At 39.6% G+C, this 19,600-nt stretch carries 12 protein-coding genes and 2 rRNA genes; 1 reads left to right on the top strand and 13 read right to left on the bottom strand.

What is annotated here, in order from left to right; translation table 11 throughout:
• Window positions 1-448 precede the first annotated feature (448 nt).
• The 11 genes from ACIQ32_RS06675 to ACIQ32_RS06725 all read right to left on the bottom strand — a co-directional run bounded on the left by ACIQ32_RS06675 (window position 449) and on the right by ACIQ32_RS06725 (window position 17,856).
• The gene (locus ACIQ32_RS06675; protein ID WP_396194913.1) at window positions 449-1,705 is read right to left on the bottom strand and encodes a nucleoside permease; all 1,257 of its coding nucleotides are present in this window, start codon (window positions 1,703-1,705) and stop codon (window positions 449-451) included.
• A gap of 70 nt (window positions 1,706-1,775) precedes the next feature.
• The gene (gene cmk, locus ACIQ32_RS06680; protein ID WP_396194914.1) at window positions 1,776-2,471 is read right to left on the bottom strand and encodes a (d)CMP kinase; all 696 of its coding nucleotides are present in this window, start codon (window positions 2,469-2,471) and stop codon (window positions 1,776-1,778) included.
• Between the two features lie 47 nt (window positions 2,472-2,518).
• Window positions 2,519-3,550, bottom strand: coding sequence for a type IX secretion system protein PorQ (gene porQ / locus ACIQ32_RS06685; RefSeq protein ID WP_396194915.1), 1,032 nt, complete (start codon window positions 3,548-3,550; stop codon window positions 2,519-2,521).
• Between the two features lie 128 nt (window positions 3,551-3,678).
• Window positions 3,679-6,129, bottom strand: a complete 2,451-nt coding sequence (gene lon, locus ACIQ32_RS06690; protein WP_396194916.1) for an endopeptidase La — start codon at window positions 6,127-6,129, stop codon at window positions 3,679-3,681.
• Between the two features lie 217 nt (window positions 6,130-6,346).
• Entirely contained in the window at window positions 6,347-7,270 is a 924-nt protein-coding gene (locus ACIQ32_RS06695; RefSeq protein ID WP_396194917.1) for a DUF6252 family protein, read from the bottom strand.
• A gap of 35 nt (window positions 7,271-7,305) precedes the next feature.
• Complete coding sequence (locus ACIQ32_RS06700) at window positions 7,306-8,634, bottom strand: MFS transporter (RefSeq protein ID WP_396194918.1); 1,329 nt, start codon at window positions 8,632-8,634, stop codon at window positions 7,306-7,308.
• Window positions 8,635-8,700: 66 nt separating this feature from the next.
• Entirely contained in the window at window positions 8,701-9,519 is an 819-nt protein-coding gene (locus ACIQ32_RS06705; RefSeq protein ID WP_396194919.1) for a M48 family metallopeptidase, read from the bottom strand.
• Window positions 9,520-9,557: 38 nt separating this feature from the next.
• Entirely contained in the window at window positions 9,558-11,954 is a 2,397-nt protein-coding gene (locus ACIQ32_RS06710; RefSeq protein ID WP_396194920.1) for a glycoside hydrolase family 31 protein, read from the bottom strand.
• A 165-nt stretch (window positions 11,955-12,119) separates the two neighbouring features.
• Window positions 12,120-14,024 (bottom strand): 1,4-alpha-glucan branching protein GlgB, encoded by a 1,905-nt coding sequence (gene glgB / locus ACIQ32_RS06715; protein ID WP_396194921.1) that lies wholly within the window; start codon window positions 14,022-14,024, stop codon window positions 12,120-12,122.
• Window positions 14,025-14,288: 264 nt separating this feature from the next.
• Window positions 14,289-15,911 carry a trehalose synthase gene (locus ACIQ32_RS06720; protein ID WP_396194922.1) on the bottom strand — a complete coding sequence of 541 codons (1,623 nt, stop codon included), beginning with the start codon at window positions 15,909-15,911 and terminating at the stop codon, window positions 14,289-14,291.
• A gap of 4 nt (window positions 15,912-15,915) precedes the next feature.
• Complete coding sequence (locus tag ACIQ32_RS06725; protein WP_396194923.1) at window positions 15,916-17,856, bottom strand: alpha-1,4-glucan--maltose-1-phosphate maltosyltransferase; 1,941 nt, start codon at window positions 17,854-17,856, stop codon at window positions 15,916-15,918.
• Between the two features lie 74 nt (window positions 17,857-17,930).
• Here ACIQ32_RS06725 and ACIQ32_RS06730 point away from each other — a divergent pair, with 74 nt between their 5' ends.
• Window positions 17,931-18,794 (top strand): alpha/beta fold hydrolase, encoded by an 864-nt coding sequence (locus ACIQ32_RS06730; RefSeq protein WP_396194924.1) that lies wholly within the window; start codon window positions 17,931-17,933, stop codon window positions 18,792-18,794.
• A gap of 490 nt (window positions 18,795-19,284) precedes the next feature.
• Here the strand turns inward: ACIQ32_RS06730 and rrf are convergent.
• Both rrf and ACIQ32_RS06740 read right to left on the bottom strand, forming a co-directional pair.
• Window positions 19,285-19,394 (bottom strand): 5S ribosomal RNA (gene rrf, locus ACIQ32_RS06735).
• A gap of 119 nt (window positions 19,395-19,513) precedes the next feature.
• Window positions 19,514-19,600 (bottom strand): 23S ribosomal RNA (locus tag ACIQ32_RS06740); the annotation flags it as partial.

The following is a 19,600-nucleotide window of genomic DNA, read 5'->3' on the forward strand; positions in this document are numbered from 1 at the left end:
CCGCGTCAATACCTTCGGCATAGTTGTGCCAGTTAAATTCATTTAAAAACGCTTCTTGTTCTTTGTTTAATACAGCCATGCTGATAAAAAATTTGTATGCTATGTTGCCAGAGTTTCTTGATGCGAACACAAACACAGCAGTGTTAGTTTTAAATTGGTAATCCCTAATGGAAACTCTACTCCGCCAAAAGGTGTGCAAAAGTAAGTATAAATTCTTAATTACAAAACAATTAACACAAGAAAATAGAGGAAAGAAACAAGAGAAAAGAGGTTTTCTTTAAAGAGCGAAAGGCTTGGGCTTTCTTGGTTTCCGTTTTCCTGTCATCCGCGCTACACGGTAGCTTGCTCCTGCCAGGGCTAGAAAGGGATTCGAATCGCCTTCTTGTCCACAAAAAAACCTGACAAGTTTACAACTTATCAGGTTTGATTTATATTATCAAATTAGAAATTAATGACTCACATTCGCCACCGCATTCGGGTCGTGTTTGTGTTTGAACATCACGGCAAACAAGACGGCAATTACTAAAGAGTAAACCGCAAAAGCCAACCAGATGCTGTGCCAATCACGAGCACCATCGTGGGTAAAGAATTTATCAATAGCCCAACCCGAAGTAAAACTTCCTAAAACCGCACCAAAGCCGTTAGTCATCATCATAAACAAACCTTGGGCCGAAGAACGAATCTTAGGATTGGTAGACGTTTCTACAAATAAAGACCCGGAAATATTGAAAAAATCAAAAGCCATTCCGTAAACGATGCACGACAAAATAATCATCCACAAACCATCCGTTGGATTTCCGTAAGCAAACAAGCCAAATCGCAATACCCAAGCCAACATCGAGATCAACATCACTTGTTTGATGCCGAAACGCTTCAAGAAAAATGGGATCGCCAAAATGAACAAGGTTTCCGAAACCTGAGAAATCGACATGATAATGGTAGAATATTTCACTACAAAAGAATCAGCATATTCCGGTACATTTTTAAATTCATCTAAAAAAACGTCTCCATAAGCATTGGTTAATTGTAAAGCACCGCCCAAAAACATAGAGAAGATGAAGAACAATGCCATTTTATAAGTTCCGAACAATTTAAAGGCTTCCAATCCTAAAGATTCTATAAACGAACCCTTTTCACCTTTAGTGTGTTGCGGTTTACATGGCGGCAAACTAAAAGCATATAGTCCTAAAAATACTGCCGCAATTCCGGCTATGTAAAACTGGTAAGCTGTAGCTTTATTGCCCGATAAGTTGGTCAACCACATGGCCGCAATAAAACCAATAGTTCCCCAAACTCGGATTGGCGGAAAATCTTTCACCACATCACTGTCGGCATTGTTTTTCAAAGCCGTATAAGAAATAGAGTTGGAAAGCGCAATGGTTGGCATATAACAACACATCGCTACCAACATCACATAAATAAAATTATCCGGTGTAGTTACCTGTGGAAGATAAAATAAAACCAAAGCATAAGCTATGTGCAAAATCCCGTAAAGTCTTTCGGCATTGACCCAGCGATCCGCTATTATTCCGGTTAAAGTTGGCATAAATAATGACGCAATTCCCATAGTTCCGAATACCAATCCGAATTGGGTTCCGTCCCATTGCTTTGTCCCGAACCAAAAGTTGGCAATGGTAATAAGCCAAGCACCCCAAACAAAGAACTGAAAGAAGTTCATGGCGATCAATCTGTTTTTAATACTCATAAATAATAGTTTTTGGTTTTAGTAAATAACAACCCGTAAATCTACTATTTATATTGAGAAAAAAAAATATTTACAACGATTTCGAGACTTGGTCTACCAAGGCTAAGACAGCCTCAAATTGTTCTTCTCGAGTGAGTGCGGAATTGTCAATCTCGATAGCACCATCGGCCATAACCAAAGGCGAATCGTCTCTGTGGGTGTCTATATAATCCCGTTCTTCTACGTTTTTCAACACGGCTTCAAAAGACACGTCTTGCCCTTTGGCTTGCAATTCGTCATACCGACGGCGGGCACGGGTTTCCGGACTGGCGGTCATGAACACCTTAAGTTCGGCATCGGGAAACACTACGGTTCCTATGTCGCGGCCGTCCATTACAATGCCTTTGTCTTTCCCCATTTGTTGCTGTTGCTCGACCAATTTGGCTCTGACTTCCGAAACCTCAGCAATCTTGCTCACATAACCGGAAACTTCTATGGTGCGGATTTCCTTTTCCACATTCACGCCATTCAAATACATTTCGGCAAAACCCAAATCGGGATTAAACTCGAAATGCAATTTGATAAACGGCAAACTGTTGATTAAGGTTTGTTTGTCGAAAAATTCAGGACCAATACACCCGTTCTGCATGGCAAAATAAGTCACCGCTCGATACATCGCGCCGGAATCGACATAAACATATCCTAATTGTTTGGCCAACTGCTTGGCTAAAGTACTTTTCCCGGTAGACGAAAATCCGTCGATGGCTATGGTAATTTTTTTACTCACTTTGATAAAAATTGTATTTTGTATTCGTGCCTTATCTTGGAATAGATTTAATATCGGTTACTCGAAAAGTCGATGGTTAATCCAAACAAACTGGTATTGGCCGCTAAAGTATATCTCGAATACGAATAATTAAATTTCAAATTATTGACTTTCAAGCCAAATCCCACCGACAAACCGGAGAAATTTCGCTGCTCTAAAATACGCAATTCTTCGGCTCTTCTGAAATTATAGCCTAATCTGATGTTGAATCCTTTGTCGGGAAACAATTCGGCACCCACAATCACGTGGCGCAAAGCGTTGTTAAAAAACGATACTTTCTCAGGCGTAGAACCACCGTCCAAATTGCCTTCTGCCCTATTCGGATTGGCAAAAGCGATTTGCCATTGCTGCATGTTTTCTAAGGTCAAATGCCAACGAATCGGCACATTCTCCATCAATTGTGAAACTCCGATTAATACTTCTAAAGGTAATTTTTCTCGGGTTTCGGCATAAGGTGTTATTTGGGTTCCGATATTGCGGATGGCTATCGCCCAATTCACATCGTTTCGGGTGTCGATAAACAAGGCTCCGATATCAATAGCCGCTCCGAAAGAATTGTAACTTTCTAAAGACGAAGAAATCAGCTTGGCATTGGCACCAAGATACAAATCGGTAAACGGCACATTATAAGCATAACCGAAAGTGAGTGCTATTTCGCTACCGGTAAAGCTGGCCGTTTGCTGACCATTCTCATCGTAGCCGTCAAATTTTCCGTAATTCACATAATTCACGCCGCCAAAAAAAGTTTGCACATGACGGTCATATGTATAAGCATAAGAAGCAGTTCCGTAAGTTACTTCCCCAAAATAACTGCCGTAATTCAGCGCCAATTTGTTATCCATTTCGGCATTAATACAAGCCGGATTGAAATGCGCCTGGTTGACATCCTGATCGTAAAAAGTAATAACCTTACCACCAATAGCCGCTTGGCGTGGCGAAGTGACTAAGTTTAGAAATTGGTATACCGATTGACCGCCCACTTGTCCGAAACCGACCAAACCGACGAGGCAAAAGGCAATACAAATTGTTTTTCTAAACATTAAAATAAGCTTATGGCAATTACTATAACGGAAATGCGAAGATATTATTTTATCTCGGAGGAAAAAAGTTAATAAAAAAGGCATGAGCGACGGTACTTCTCATGCCTTTTGATTGTAAGTAAAACAGCTTAAAGCTTCTTGGCGTTTTTAACTTTTTGTTGGGTCAATGCCACTGCTATCACATCCTTCATTTCTTTAACATAATGAAAAGTCAATCCTTCTAAATATTCGGGTTTGATTTCTTCAATATCGCTTTTGTTTTCCTGACAAAGGATAATCTCTTTGATATTGGCTCTCTTTGCCGCCAGGATTTTTTCTTTGATACCGCCAACAGGCAAGACTTTCCCGCGCAAAGTAATTTCTCCTGTCATGGCCAAATCTTTTTTTACTTTTCGTTGCGTGTACAAAGAAACCAAAGAGGTAAGCATAGCAATTCCGGCACTTGGTCCGTCTTTTGGCGTGGCGCCTTCGGGCACGTGCAAATGAATATTGTATTTTCCGATTAATTCTGAATCCAAACCAAAAAGTTCCGCATTAGCCTTGATATATTCCAAGGCAATTGTAGCAGATTCTTTCATAACGGTTCCTAAATTTCCGGTCAAGGTTAAAGTCCCTTTTCCGGGTGAAATAAGTGATTCAATAAATAAAATATCACCGCCTACAGATGTCCACGCTAAACCGGTAACTACGCCGGCTACGTCATTGCTTTCCGATTTGTCGCGGGCTAATTTCGGCGCTCCTAAAATGGCTACTATATCTTCATCGGTTACTTTCTTGTTGTACTCTTCTTCCATGGCAACCGATTTGGCTGCATTTCTGATGACTTGCGCAATTTTGGCTTCCAAACTACGAACGCCGGATTCTCGGGTATAACCTTCCACAATTTTTTCCAATTGTTTTTTTCCGATAGTCAAATCTTTGGTGTTTAATCCGTGTTCTTTTAATTGTTTCGGTAATAAGTGTTGGCGGGCAATTTCGATTTTTTCTTCAATGGTGTATCCGGTCATTTTAATCACTTCCATACGGTCTTTCAAAGCCGGTTGTATGGTTGCCATATTGTTTGACGTGGCAATAAACATAACTTTAGACAAGTCGTAACCCATTTCCAAAAAGTTATCGTAGAACTCCTTATTTTGTTCCGGATCTAAAACCTCTAATAAAGCCGAAGAAGGATCGCCTTGATGACTGTTAGACAACTTATCGATCTCATCCAATACAAATACCGGATTGGAAGTGCCGGCTTTTTTCAAACTTTGGATTATTCTGCCTGGCATAGCACCGATATAGGTTTTTCGGTGACCGCGAATTTCTGCTTCGTCTCGCAAACCGCCCAAGGAAATGCGCACGTATTCTCTACCCAAAGCTTCGGCTATCGATTTTCCGATGGAAGTTTTACCCACGCCCGGAGGTCCGGTTAAGCAAATGATGGGCGACTTCATATCGTTGCGCAATTTGAGTACGGCCAAATGTTCGATGATGCGTTTTTTAACATCTTCTAAACCGAAATGGTCACGGTCTAATATTTTTTGAGCGCGTTTCAAATCGAAATTATCCTTAGAATACTCATTCCAAGGCAATTCTAAAAATAGCTCTAAATAGTTTCTTTGGATACCAAAATCGGGCGCTTGCGGATTCATGCGTTGCAACTTGGAAACTTCTTTTTCAAAATGCTTGGCGATTTTCTCTTCCCACTTTTTGGTTTTGGCCTTCTGACGCATTTCTTCTATTTCCTGTTCATACGAAACGCCACCCAATTCTTCTTGGATGGTTTTCATTTGTTGGTGGAGGAAGTATTCACGTTGTTGTTGGTCGAGATCAAAACGTACTTTCGATTGAATATCATTTTTCAACTCCAACTTTTGCAACTCTACGTTCATATAACGCAAAGTCTCTAACGCTCTTTCTTTAAGGACGTTAATCGTTAATAAATCTTGTTTTTCTTTGACTGAAAGGTTCATGTTTGAAGAAACAAAATTGATGAGGAACGATTGGCTTTCAATGTTTTTAATAGCAAAAGTCGCTTCAGTTGGAATATTGGGACTTTCTTTGATAATTTCGATGGCCAACTCTCTGATAGAATCAACTATAGCTTGAAACTCGGTGTCGTTCTTACCCGGACGCTTTTCTTCTACTTCTTTAATGGTAGCTCTTAGGTATGGTACTTCAGCAGTTACAGCATCAATTTCGAAACGTTTTTTCCCCTGTAAAATAACGGTGATGTTACCATCGGGCATTTTTAATACCCGAAGAATTTGAGCTACTGTCCCAACTGTGTGAATGTCATTTTTAGTCGGGTCTTCAACCTCTTCATTCTTTTGCGCTACCACACCGATGATTTTATTACCGGCATTGGCATCATTAATCAGTTTGATGGATTTATCTCTACCGGCAGTGATTGGAATTACTACACCCGGAAACAATACGGTATTTCTCAAAGGCAGTATTGGCAAAGAGTTAGGCAACTCTTCTTTATTCATTTCCTCTTCATCTTCCGGAGTTAATAACGGAATCAAATCGGTTTCAGCATCGAATTCTTGTAATGACAGATTGTCAAGTGTTAAAATATTGTGGTTTCGCATGTGGCGTTTAATTTAGTCAAAGTGATATTAAAAAAATGATATTCAAAGGTAAAACAACTTTAAATAGCTGAAAACTAAATCCGATATAATACCTGTTGTTTTAGGCTAACATCACTTTTAAAGTGACGATAAGCATTCAGTTTTGTGACAAGTCAATGATTGTGCCACAAAAAAAATCCGCCAAATTGACGGATTTACTATCTTGAAAGAAATAAAATTAATTGTATTCAACATCAAAAGTACCTTGACTCACTGTTTTTGTTTCTGAGGTTGTGAAATTTTGTACAACCATTGAGAAAGTTCCTGAAATCCTTGTAGCTGTTTTTGTAGATATGGTAACTGTACCCGACTGAGCCGTATATAACAAGTCATTTGCAAGGCATTTACCATTAACTTCCTCTCCAAAAGGTCCGGTGATTTGATATGTTCCCACCGGCAAACTACGTACAATATTTAAACTAACAGTGTCTCCGTTATCTTTAGAGCCTACTATACTAATTTGATCCGGCATACCTGAAACTTGAGTAATCAGAGCCGCATCAATTTGGTCTTCCACAAACTCCACGCCATCTACTTTGGCAAAAAAAGTATCGCCACTTGGAGCCGGACCATCAGTCGTGAAAGGAATATTTTCAAATACGCCATTAGTAAATACCGTTGGAAGAATATTTGAAACTGTGGAATCAGACCAATAACCGGTAAAATTAAAAGTCCCGGAAATCGTATTATTTTGAGTATTAATTTCGGTTATTGTGATTGACCCTGTATTGGTTTGACCATTGTTGACATCTAAACTCCAATAACTGTATTCTGAGTTGGCAGGAGTATATACCAAAAGATTTTCATTGGCCGGATAAGTTCCGGTAGCAGTGCCCAATATTTGAAAGGCAAAAGCTTCACCACTTGCGCCTCTGGCTCCAATGATGGATATTAGCCCATTACTTATATTAGCTTGAGCAGTAGTTGCATTCCATGTACTTCCGCTAAAATCTGCTTTAAAAACGATTGGTCCACCATTGTTTCCACCGCCGCCAAAATCATCTAAATCGATAGCCGGATCAATAGGCTCATTATCACAGGAAGTAAAGGTAAAAGCAGCTAGGATAAAGAATATCCCGGTTAGAAATTTTATATTTTTCATTTTGATTGGGTAAATTTTTTTCAAATATAATTTATTTATTTATTTCTCAAGGCATTTTTAGGAACTCTGAACAAGAGAATTAAGCCAATAATAAAAAAAGCTCCTAAAAACACTATAGCATTTCGCATACTTCCGGTAATTTGATCAATGATTCCATAAATTGACATCCCAATTACAATACCTACTTTTTCGGTAACATCGTAGAAGCTAAAGAAAGAAGTAGTGTCCTTGGTTTCGGGCAATAATTTTGAATAAGTTGATCTGGCTAACGATTGAATACCACCCATAACCAAGCCAACAAAACCTGCAGTAGTATAAAACTCAACCGGAGTTTCTACAAAATAAGCAAAAGCACATAGTACCGCCCAAAAAGCATTCAGAAAAATCAAGGTGTTTAAATTTCCGTATCGGGCAGACGCTCTCGAAGTTAAAAAGGCACCCAAAACTGCTACCAATTGGATAACTAAAATACTAATAATTAAACCCATTGTTTTTTGACCGGGTGATTCCCAAGCGATTTCGGTAGCGCCAAAATAAGTAGCCACCAACATGACCGTTTGCACTGCCATGATGAAAACAAAATAACTGTACAAATAGCGTTTCAAGGCCAGATTTTCTTGCAATTGTTGCCAAACTAATTTCAATTCGCGGAAGCCTTTGAAAATAAAATCTTTAGTCAATTTAACATTGTTTCGTGTTCCTTTTGGGAGATAGTAGTATGTAATATGACTGAATCCTATCCACCAAACACCTACCGTTAAAAACGAAATACGCATGGCCATCATGCTGGCTTGTTCATCGTTCCCTGTGATTCCGAAGCTGTGAGGAAACATGACCATCGCTAAATTGAAAATCAGCAACAAGGTACTTCCGATATATCCCATTGAAAACCCACGAGCACTAACTTTATCTTGCTGTTCAGGATAAGCGATATCGGGTAAATAGGAATTGTAGAAAACCAAACTTGACCAAAATCCTATCAAACCGAAAAAATAAAATGCATAACTCAGGAACAATCTATCCAAATCAAACCAATAAAGACCTATACAAGAAAGTGCTCCCAAATAGCAAAAAAAACGCAAAAAGGCTTTTTTATTACCGATATAATCGGCTATTCCAGAAAGAAAAGGGGAAAATAAGGCTACTATTAAAAAAGCAAAGGCCGTAACAAAACTAATCATAGCGGTGTCTTTACATTGCCATCCCAGAAAGTTCACATAATTTTTACCGCTTTGTTTGAAAATCATTTCATAAAAAATCGGAAATACAGCCGAAGCGATGACCAAACTGTAAACGGAATTGGCCCAATCGTAAAATGCCCAAGCATTTAATAATTTTGGATGTCCTTTGGGTAGTGTCGCCATACTCTTGTTTTAAATAAAAAATCCTGCCTCAACTATGAGACAGGATTCAAATATAAACTAATTTTATTATTTAAACGTTACGCCAAATTTTGCAGCTTCGGCTTTGGCTTTAGGAATCAACTTTTTAAGATTGGCGATTCTGGTAGCATCTGAAGGGTGAGTACTTAATAACTCAGCAGGTGCAGCACCTCCTGACTTAGCAGACATTCTTTCCCAAAACGCTATTGAAACCTCAGGATTGTAACCTGCTATAGCCATCAGTGTCAATCCAATTTCGTCAGCTTCAGTCTCATGGCTTCTGCTAAAAGGCAACATACCACCTACTGTAGTTCCAATACCGTAAGCCTGCATTACCAAAGCCTGAGTTTCGGCACTTTTCCCACCTACAGCCACTTGGGCTACACCGGCGCCTAACTGTTGCGCTAATCCGGCACTCATTCTTTGCTGCCCATGGTTGGCTAAGGCGTGAGCCACTTCATGCCCCATAACAGTTGCTATTCCGGCGTCGTCTTTACAGATTGGCAAAATACCCGAATAAAAAACAATTTTTCCGCCCGGCATACACCAAGCATTAACTTCTTTGCTGTCTACTAGTTTGTATTCCCAAGCATAACCTTCCAACTCTCCTTGAGTTCCTCTAGATTTTAAGAGTTTTTCAGCAGCAGCTCTGATTTTCATACCAACTGTTTCTACGCGTTTAGCATCAGCCGTTCCGGTAATAACTTTGTTGGTTTTCAAAAATTCTCCATATTGGTTGAATGAAGAGGCGAAAATTTCAGAGTTTGGAACTAAGGCTAATGTTTTTTTCCCGGTAACCGGGTTTGTAGCGCAGGCGATTGCTATCAATATCAACAACGAAACGCCAAAAAAGAGTCCTTTTTTCATGATTAAACAATTTGTTCATGCAAATTTAAGCAAACAGATTAACCAATCAGATGTAACTCAGTAAAATCTTTATCAATTATTAAGGAATTATCTCCGTTAAGATGTACTTTGTCTAAACTTATCTTTTCGTTATCTACCTCTACTTTTTTGACCTTAAAAGGAAGTCCTTTTAAATTAATTTTGAATTTAGTGTATTGGTTTTCAAAAGTCCCTTCGGTATGTTGCTGGATAATCAACTCTTTTTCTTTCCCGTTCAAACTAAAAGTACGCAATGAAAAACGGCCTTTATTATAATCGTAACCGTCTTGTGCATCTTCGTAAACGGTTGATTTTTCTTTTCCTAATTTGTAGTAAACATCCAAAATCAATTCATCAAACTGTAATTCGCCTACATATTGTTGTACCGGATATTTCGGAATAACAGCACCTTCTTTGATAAAAATCGGAATCTGATCAAAACGGGTATTCACCCAAAGCTCTTTTTTCCCTTCAACAACTTCATTCGTCCAGAAATTGTACCAATTCCCTTTGGGTAGATACATACGACGACCTTGAGCATTAGGCTCTAAAATAGGACAAACCAAAATTTGATTTCCAAAAATAAACTCATCGGTTCGATAATGCGTATGGAAATCTTCCTGATCAAAATATACCAGTGGCTTCAACATCGGAACGCCTTCGTTAACGTATTGCCAAAACATGGTATACAAATAGGGCAATAATTGGTATCGAAGCTCCACAAATTTTCGGGTAATATCTATCACTTCTTCTCCAAACGACCATGGTTCTTGTTCGCCGTGATCACCTGAAGAATGGGTTCTGCAGAACGGATGAAATACTCCTAACTGTATCCAACGCGCATACAATTCGCCCGAAGGTTGTTCAGCAAAACCGCCAATATCAGAACCGGTAAAGCCCATACCCGACATCGACATGCGTTGCATTTGAATGTTGGCTATCCATAAATGTTCCCAACTCGCCACATTATCACCCGTCCACGATGAAGTGTAACGCTGTGCACCGGAATAAGCCGAACGCGTTATGATAAAAGGTCTTTTCGGATAAGCAAAACGCTTCACGCCTTCATAAGTTGCTCGGGCCATTTGAGTTCCGTAAATATTATGCGCCTTACGGTGACTGCACGGATTGCCGTCGTAATCGTGACGAACATCATTCGGGAATGTTTTTCCGGGAACATCCATAACAGCCGGTTCATTCATATCGTTCCAAACCCCTTTCACACCAATTTCCGAAATCAGTTCTTTGAACAAACCTGCCCACCATTCGCGGACTTCCGGTTTTGTATAGTCGGGGAAGTTGCATTCGCCCGGCCAAACTTTTCCTTTCATAAAAGGACCATCGGCTCTTTTACAAAAATAATCGTTCTTCAAAGCTTCCTGATACACCCAATAATCTTTATCGATTTTTATTCCGGGATCAATAATCACAACGGTTTTAAAACCATCTTTAGCCAATTCGGCTACCATTCTTTTGGGTTCAGGAAAATATTCTTTACTCCAAGTGAAACAGCGGAAACCTTCCATATAATCGATGTCCAGGTAAATAGCATCACACGGAATTTTAAGTGCTCTGAATTTGCTGGTTACTTCTTTTACTTTGCTTTCCGGATAATAACTCCATTTGCATTGGTGGTAACCTAAAGTCCACATCGGTGGTAATTCGGGTTTTCCTGTTAAGTGAGTATAATTAACAACTACATCGCTCATTTTCGGGCCATAGAAGAAATAGTAATTCATTTCTCCGCCTTCTGCCCAAAAGCTAGTTACATTGCGTCGTTCGTGACAAAAATCAAAGAATGTTCTAAATGTATTATCAAAGAAAACACCATAGGACTTATTGTGGTGTAAGCCAATATAAAAAGGCACTACTTTATACAAAGGTTCTTGGTCTTTGTGGAATGCATATTGGTCGGTTGCCCAATTTTCAACACGTTTTCCTTTTAAATTTAAGTGGGTTGGTTTATCTCCTAAACCGTAAAAACTTTCACCGTCTTTAGACACTTTACTCATTTTAACGATATTTCCGCCATGCTCATAACACTCTTCCCAATGAAAACCAATTTCGTCCTCCAAAATCGTGAAACCGTCAATATCATGGATCGAAATTTTTAAATCTTTCTTATTGACCTTGCAGAAAACTTTACTGGTTTTGATTAAGTAAAACTGTTGTTCTTCGATTACTTCTAATTGATTATATCCATGCGATTGGTTTTTATCAATGGCATAAGAAAAGTCATTACTGAAATACCCTTTGGTAGTATATCTAAAACGAATTAAACTATCGCGTAGTATGGTAATTTTTAATATAACATTATTGTCGGTATTAAAATAAATACTGTCAACATCTTGTTCGAAGGAAACGATTTGCGATGGAAATTGATCGCCTTTATATTCCAGTTCTGTATTGGTAATCATATTGATTTTTTAGAGTGGTGTGCCAAATTTACAAAGATGACACTCAAAAATTAACATCAAGTTAAAGTAGTTTTTAACTACAACGTTTGCGGTTATCGATAATTAAAAAGAAGTTAACTTTCTGTATCAGAAAGTTAACTACACAAAAGATTTAGTTTGGAAAAATTAAGTTATCTTATATACCGAAATACCCAAAGGTGGCAAAACCAGCTCAGCAGAATATTCACGGTAATTCCAAGCTTGCTTATCTATTTTTATGGCTTTAGAAGTGATGACACCACTTCCGCTGTATTCGGTTTTATCAGAATTAAAAACTTCTGTTAGTTTGCCTTTTGTTGGCAACCCGATTCTGTAATTTTCCCTAACCACCGGCGTAAAATTAGCCACCACTATCAAATCGTCCTTCGGACTTACACCTTTGCGAATATAACTCAGTACGGCATTTTCACTATCACTGTAATTAATCCATTCAAATCCGTCTACATGGAATTGCTTTTCATATAAGGCAGGATGACTTTTATACAAAGCATTCAAATCGGTTATGCATTTTTTAATTCCTTGATGGTAACCAAACTGCAACAAATGCCAATCCAAACTACTTTCAAAATTCCATTCGCCGCTTTGCCCGAATTCTGCTCCCATAAATAGCAATTTGGCACCGGGATGCGTAAACATATAACCATATAACAAACGCAAATTAGCAAAACGCTGCCATTCATCGCCCGGCATACGGCCTAAAATAGAATGCTTCCCATATACCACTTCGTCATGCGACAAGGGCAACATAAAGTTTTCGGTAAAGGCGTAGGTCATCGAAAAAGTAATATCGTTTTGATGGAAACGACGGTAAATCGATTCTTTTTTAAAGTACTGCAACGTATCGTGCATCCAACCCATCATCCATTTCATACCGAATCCCAATCCGCCCAAGAATGTTGGTCGTGACACCATAGGAAAACTGGTACTTTCTTCAGCAATAGTTTGTACATCCGGAAAGGCCTCATATACGGCTTCATTAAAATCTTTTAAGAAACTAATGGTATCCAAGTTTTCGCGGCCACCGTAAATGTTCGGTTCCCATTCGCCGTCTTTGCGAGAATAATCTAAGTACAACATAGACGCCACCGCATCCACACGCAAACCATCTACGTGGTACTGGTGCAACCAAAAAATAGCGTTGCTGATTAAGAACGAACGCACTTCATTGCGACCGTAGTTGAACACCAAACTCTTCCAATCGGGATGAAACCCTTTTCTTCGGTCGGGATGTTCGTATAAGTTGGAACCGTCAAAGAAACCTAATCCATGCGCATCTTCCGGAAAGTGCGATGGTACCCAATCAAGAATAACGCCTATGCCGGCCTGGTGCAGTTTATCGACCAACAACATAAAATCTTGTGGTTTTCCGAAACGGGAAGTTGGTGCAAAATAGCCTACCAATTGGTAACCCCAAGACGGATCATAGGGGTATTCCATCACCGGCATGAACTCGACATGGGTGAAGCCTGTTTCTTTAACATAATTAACCAATTCCTCGGCCATTTCCAGATATGTCAGAAAATCTCCATCGGCATTGCGACGCCAAGAACCCAAATGGACTTCATATACCGAAAACGGTTTGTCTAAGCCGTTTTTATCTTTACGGGTGTCCATCCATTTTTTGTCTTTCCATTTGTAATCTAAGTCCCAAATGACCGAAGCCGTTTGTGGCGGATGTTCACAAAACAAGGCAAACGGATCTGCTTTTTCTGTTATGATGCCGTTATTATTGGATTGTATTTTGTATTTGTAACGCGTGCCTTTATCAATACCGGGAATAAATCCTTCCCATATGCCCGAGCCGTCCCAGCGTACGTTGAGTTGGTGTTCGCCTTGAATCCAGTAATTGAAATCGCCCACTACCGAAACCGACCGTGCGGCCGGTGCCCAAACGGCAAAATACACGCCCTTCACGCCATTAACTTCGGTGAGGTGTGCGCCTAGTTTTTCATATAATCGAAAATGCTTTCCGGCTTTAAACAAATCAATGTCGAAATCGGTAAAAAGCGAGTGTACTTGTACTTGGTTCATTGTTTTATAGTTTATTGTCAACGCGAATTCGCGACTTTATTTTCTTTTGGAGCGAATGGTTAGCGCTTCCTTGTTATCCATTTTCCCGCTTTACGCTCTACTTCGTGCCGCTGCAATCGGGGCTAAAGTTTTTTTGTATTGGGTATCAGTGGTCTTTACTGTTTAGCCCCGATTGGAGCGGAAATCCTTTTTGTGACCACAAAAAGATTGGAGCGGAAAGCGGGAATGACCCTTCCTGAAACCGCCCAAGCGATTCGCTACCCTTTAATAATTCATAATACTCTGAATCCCTCGTAACGGAATTACTGCCCAACGCGGACGAGAGTTGAGTTCGTACCCGAGTTCGTACACCGCTTTTTCGAGCAGGCAGTACTTGAGTAAAAACTCGATTTCGTGACTGTATCCGATGTTCAAATTGCCCGATTGCGCTTTTTCTACATAGGTTTCCAAAAACGCACCCACAAAATAATGAAACAAGATTTCGGCGGCCTGAAACAACTGTTCTTGCTCATATGGATATTTGTCTTTGTTGTTAAAAATCGTAGCGTAAATGGCATAATGAAACGAGCGAAACAAGCCGGCCACATCTTTGAGCGGAGGTTGTTTGACTTTACGATCGCGGATGGTGCTTTCGGGTTCGCCCTCAAAATCGAGGAGGTAAAAATCGTAGCCGTTCACCAAAATTTGACCCAAGTGATAATCGCCGTGTATGCGAATGCGCTCGGATTTCATTTTGGTCCAATCGAAATCGACAAAGTGTTTGCGGACTATTTTTTTGTTTTCCATGAACTGGTGTGCGAGTTCGAGCGCTAAACCATCGAGTTTGTGCAAACTGTTCTCAATAATATTCAATCGGTTTTGGAACTGGTAAAGCATTCGGTTTTTGAGCCACACCGTATAATCGCCGTTATAGGTTGTAGGCGTAAACGCAGTATCGTGTATGTCGCCGCCTAAGGCTATGTGCATTTCGGCAGTTCTTTTGGCCAAGGTTTGCAAACGCAAAAACAAACTCAACCCAACCCAATCGATAATTTCGGGCGGAATTTCATTGATTTTCATCCGCTTGAACATAGGAATATCGGGTAACTTATCAATCTTAATTTTTTTGTTTTTTAAGTTCGAAAAGACGCCGTCGATTTCTTCGAGCATGAATTGCCAAGCATCGCCTTGGTTTGGTACCAATTCCTGCATCAAACCCAAAGTAATATTGCCTTCCGGCAACGCCAAATTGATACTTCCGGTATAAGCCGGTGAACTTTTGAAATGCATGCGCTCGGTGAGGAAACGACTAATTTCGTAATCGGGATTGGTACTCACATAAATGCGGCGGAAAATCTTCAGTACAAAAGCGTCGTTGAAAATAATAGACGTATTGCTTTGTTCCAAGCCCATGAATTTAGATGACTTATACTCTTTGTCGTTGAACTGTGTTCCTTTGTGGAAAATCAACTTAAGCTCAGGATTTTCGGCAGCTTGTACTATGTTGTCAAACAATAATTTGCGAAAATCTTCTTGGTGTAAGGCGTCGACCAAATAGCCTTCGATAGGCCCGAATTTAGCCGGAGAAATAATGGTGCTTGTATCCAATTCGTCCGACGTCATAAACGCCAGCGGCATAAAGTAATGCTGGTAAAACGCTTCCTTGAAATTCACTTCGAGTAAAACACCGTAATAGGTATTTTTCTTAGAGGTGATTTTAAAATGATCAACCACTTCTATGTACTTAAGCGTACTTGCTTTGCCACCATACCAACGTTTATTGATGATATAGTTTTCCAGGATATCAGAAGCAAAGACTTTGATAAACTCCTCGTCGGTAAAGGCATTTTTCCATTCCGATTTGAACTTAAACGGATTGGCAAACGTGTCTTGGTTAGCGTTTTCCATAAGACTATTTGTAAATTTTAAACAAGTGGAAAGGCAAAGCCGGATGCAGTTCCACGAAATTCCATTCTTTGTCCCAATAGTAGCTGTTGCCGGTTATTAAATCAACCACTTTAACGGTTTGACCCGGCTGCAAGCCTAATGAAGCTATCGGCAATTGTATCCAAGCTTGTTTGGCATAATACGGATCAAGGCTACAAATCATCATAGTTTCGTCCTGTTTTGCGTCGTCAAACTTGTAGTAAGCCAACACTTGGTCATTGTCTGTCGCACAAAATTGGATATTATTGGTTTGTTGGAGTGACAAGTGTTCTTTTCTGATTTTGTTGATTTTGGAAATCACTGTGATTAGTTTGTTTTGTATAGTCCAATCCCAATGGTAAAATTCGTATTTCTCTGAATTGAAATATTCTTCTTTGCCCGGCATAGCATCCGATACCATATATTCATAAACCGGACCGTAAATCCCGACACTGGAACTTAAGGTTGCCGCTAAAAAATATTTGTGCAAATAAATGCTTTCATTTCCACTTTGCAATGCGTATGGGAGAATATCGGGCGTGTTAGGCCAAAAGTTAGGACGGTAAAAATCGGCTTGCTCGGTTTTGGTTAGTTCTTCCACATATTCGATTAATTCTGCTTTGGTATTGCGCCAAGTAAAATAAGTGTAAGATTGAGAGAAACCTTGTTTGGCCAACTCATGCATAATTTTAGGACGAGTAAAAGCTTCGGCTAAGAAAAGGACGTCGGGGTATTTCTTTTTGACTTCAGCTATGAGCCAACCCCAAAAATAAAAGGGTTTGGTGTGTGGGTTGTCTACTCGGAATACGCGAATATCACATTCTTCCACCCAAAACAGGGCTACGTCTAACAATTCTTTCCAAAGGTTTTTCCAATCGCCTGTTTCAAAATAAATAGGCATGATATCTTGGTATTTCTTGGGTGGGTTTTCGGCGTATTGTACTGTACCGTCGGGACGCCATTTGAACCATTGCGGAAAATCTTTCACATACGGATGATCGGGTGCCGCTTGTAAAGCATAGTCCATAGCGACTTCAATGCCTAAGTTTTTAGCTGCTTTTACTAATGATTTGAAATCGTCTATAGAACCCAATTCAGGATGTGTTGATTTGTGTCCGCCATATTGAGAACCAATCCCCCATGGAGATCCTACATCACCCGGTTCGGCAGTAGTGGCATTATTTTTCCCTTTGCGATTGACTTCTCCAATGGGATGAATCGGTGGAAAGTATAAAGTATCAAAACCCATAGCGGCTACTCTTGGCAACAACTTTTCGCAATCACTAAAAGTCCCGTGTTTTCCTTTTTCGGAAGCAGAGGAACGCGGAAAGAATTCGTACCAAGTACTGAACAAGGCTTTTTGGCGATCCACATAAACTTGTAATTCATGTGATTGGTTGGCTAAAGTTCGGGTTGGATATTTTTCGAAAATATGATGCAAGTCTTTTGACAACGCCATTTGAATGGCTTTATCGTATTGTTTTTCGTCTTGAAAAGCCTTGATAGCTTCGTTCAAGTATTTCTTTTCAGCAGCGGTTACCTCTTTTAGAATGGCTTCACAATATTCGGCACCTTCCAATAATTCCGATTTGACATATTGATTGTCTTGAATTTTTCGTTCGGTTCCGTGTTGCCAATTGAGTGCATAATCTACCCAAGCTTCGACGAAATAAGAAAAATGTCCTTGCGTGTCAACGATAAACTCAGCTTGCCACTCATCATTGCCCAACTCAATCATTCGCACTTCTTGCCATTTTTTGGTCGACTCGTGTTTGAATTTCACACTGGCTGCTACTACATCATGACCATCGGCGAATACGTTGGCTTTCACTACAACCGATTGACCAACAATACGTTTAACATAAAAAGCACCTCCATCCAATTGAGGTGTGACATTTTCAATGATTATTCGGGTTTGATTTTGCATTTTGACTTATATTTATGATGTTGAAATTTAACAAAATTTAGGTTAAGTTTTTAACCCCCATAAAAATTATTGAAATGACAAAAAACGCCCATAAATCGACTCAATCATTGCAAATTCCGAAGTCAATTTTGTTTACAGCTAAAATATTAGAGAGAATTTCATCAAAATTAGTAACCCTTTTTGCCGCCCGTCTTTTCACCACACCTATTAAATATAAAATTCCTAAGCGAGAATGGCATATGGAACAACAAAGTCAGAAAACCCGACTTTACATTCCGAAAATCAAAAGAAAAATACAGGTTTATCACTATGGAGAAAGTGACAAGAAGATACTTTTGGTACACGGTTGGTCCGGCCGTGGCACTCAATTAGTTAAAATTGCAGATGAATTAGTTAAAATAGGGTATCAAACCATTAGTTTTGACGCGCCGGCACATGGTAAATCTGAAGGAAAAACTACAATTATGACCGAATTCATAGCTTCGATTCACGAAATCGAAAAAGAATTTGGTCCTTTTGAATTTGCCATTGGTCATTCCCTGGGTGGCATGTCAATACTGAATGCAATAAAGCAAAATTTTAAGGTCAAAAAAGCCGTTATCATTGGCAGTGGCGATATCATTCAAGACATAATAGACGATTTTGTTTCCAAATTAAAGCTCAATCCTAAAATTTCCGGAGTGCTGAAACAACATTTTGAGAAAAAATTCGGAGAATCTATGGAGAATTATTCTGCCCATATCGCAGCCCAAGAAGTTAAAATTCCCGTCTTGATAATTCACGATCAAAACGACCATGACGTTGGCATAAAAGCTGCTTATAACATAAACAAACACTTAGAAAACAGTGAACTTATGATAACAGAACATTTAGGCCATCGTAAAATATTAGGGAATGAATTGGTTATCAAACAAATTAAAGATTTTATAAAAATATAATTTATGAGTTCATTTGAAAATACCGATTCTCTCAGCATAGGTATCTTTCAAAAATCCTAAGACGGTAATAAGTCGAACACAATTAATGGAATCATTTCCAAATGAGATTTGGAGGGAAGTCGGTATGGCGATATCCTTTTTGGAAAGAGAAACCTGAGTACCCATTCAAAACGATTTTCAATATACGCAAAAATCGATTTGATCAAGGCTTTCACCTTTGAGCTGTGTTGAACGTTTGTATGATTCTTACCTTCACCCATTCCCATAAACAAAAAAACCCGTTCTTTAGAACAGGGTTTTCAAAAAAAAGGCGGCGACCCGAGGCTGAAATCCGAACTGGCGAAGCACATACTCTCCCATCTCGTCCCTAAAGACGAGACAGTACCATCTATTTGATATTAAGAGGAGGAAGCCCGGTGGGCTTCAGCTAGACGAACTTTAGTTCGCTAAAACAAAAAACCCCTCATCGTTAGATGAAGGGTTTTCAAAAAAAAGGCGGCGACATACTCTCCCACATTACTGCAGTACCATCTGCGCAGTCGGACTTAACTTCTCTGTTCGGAATGGGAAGAGGTGAGCCCCGACGCAATAACCACCTTAAGCTTTTAGCTAAAAGCTGTTAGCTGTTAGCTGCGGCCTTCGCCGCTAATATCTTAACATACTGAGATAAAAATCATTTTTAGAAAGTTTCTTCTCCCGTCCGAAGACGGGAGAAAAGCGTACATAAGCTTACGGGTTATTAGTACTACTCGACTATGACATTACTGCCTTTACATCTATAGCCTATCAACGTGGTCATCTTCCAC

The organism is Flavobacterium sp. (assembly GCF_044373165.1).
In the GTDB taxonomy this organism is placed as follows: Bacteria; Bacteroidota; Bacteroidia; order Flavobacteriales; family Flavobacteriaceae; genus Flavobacterium.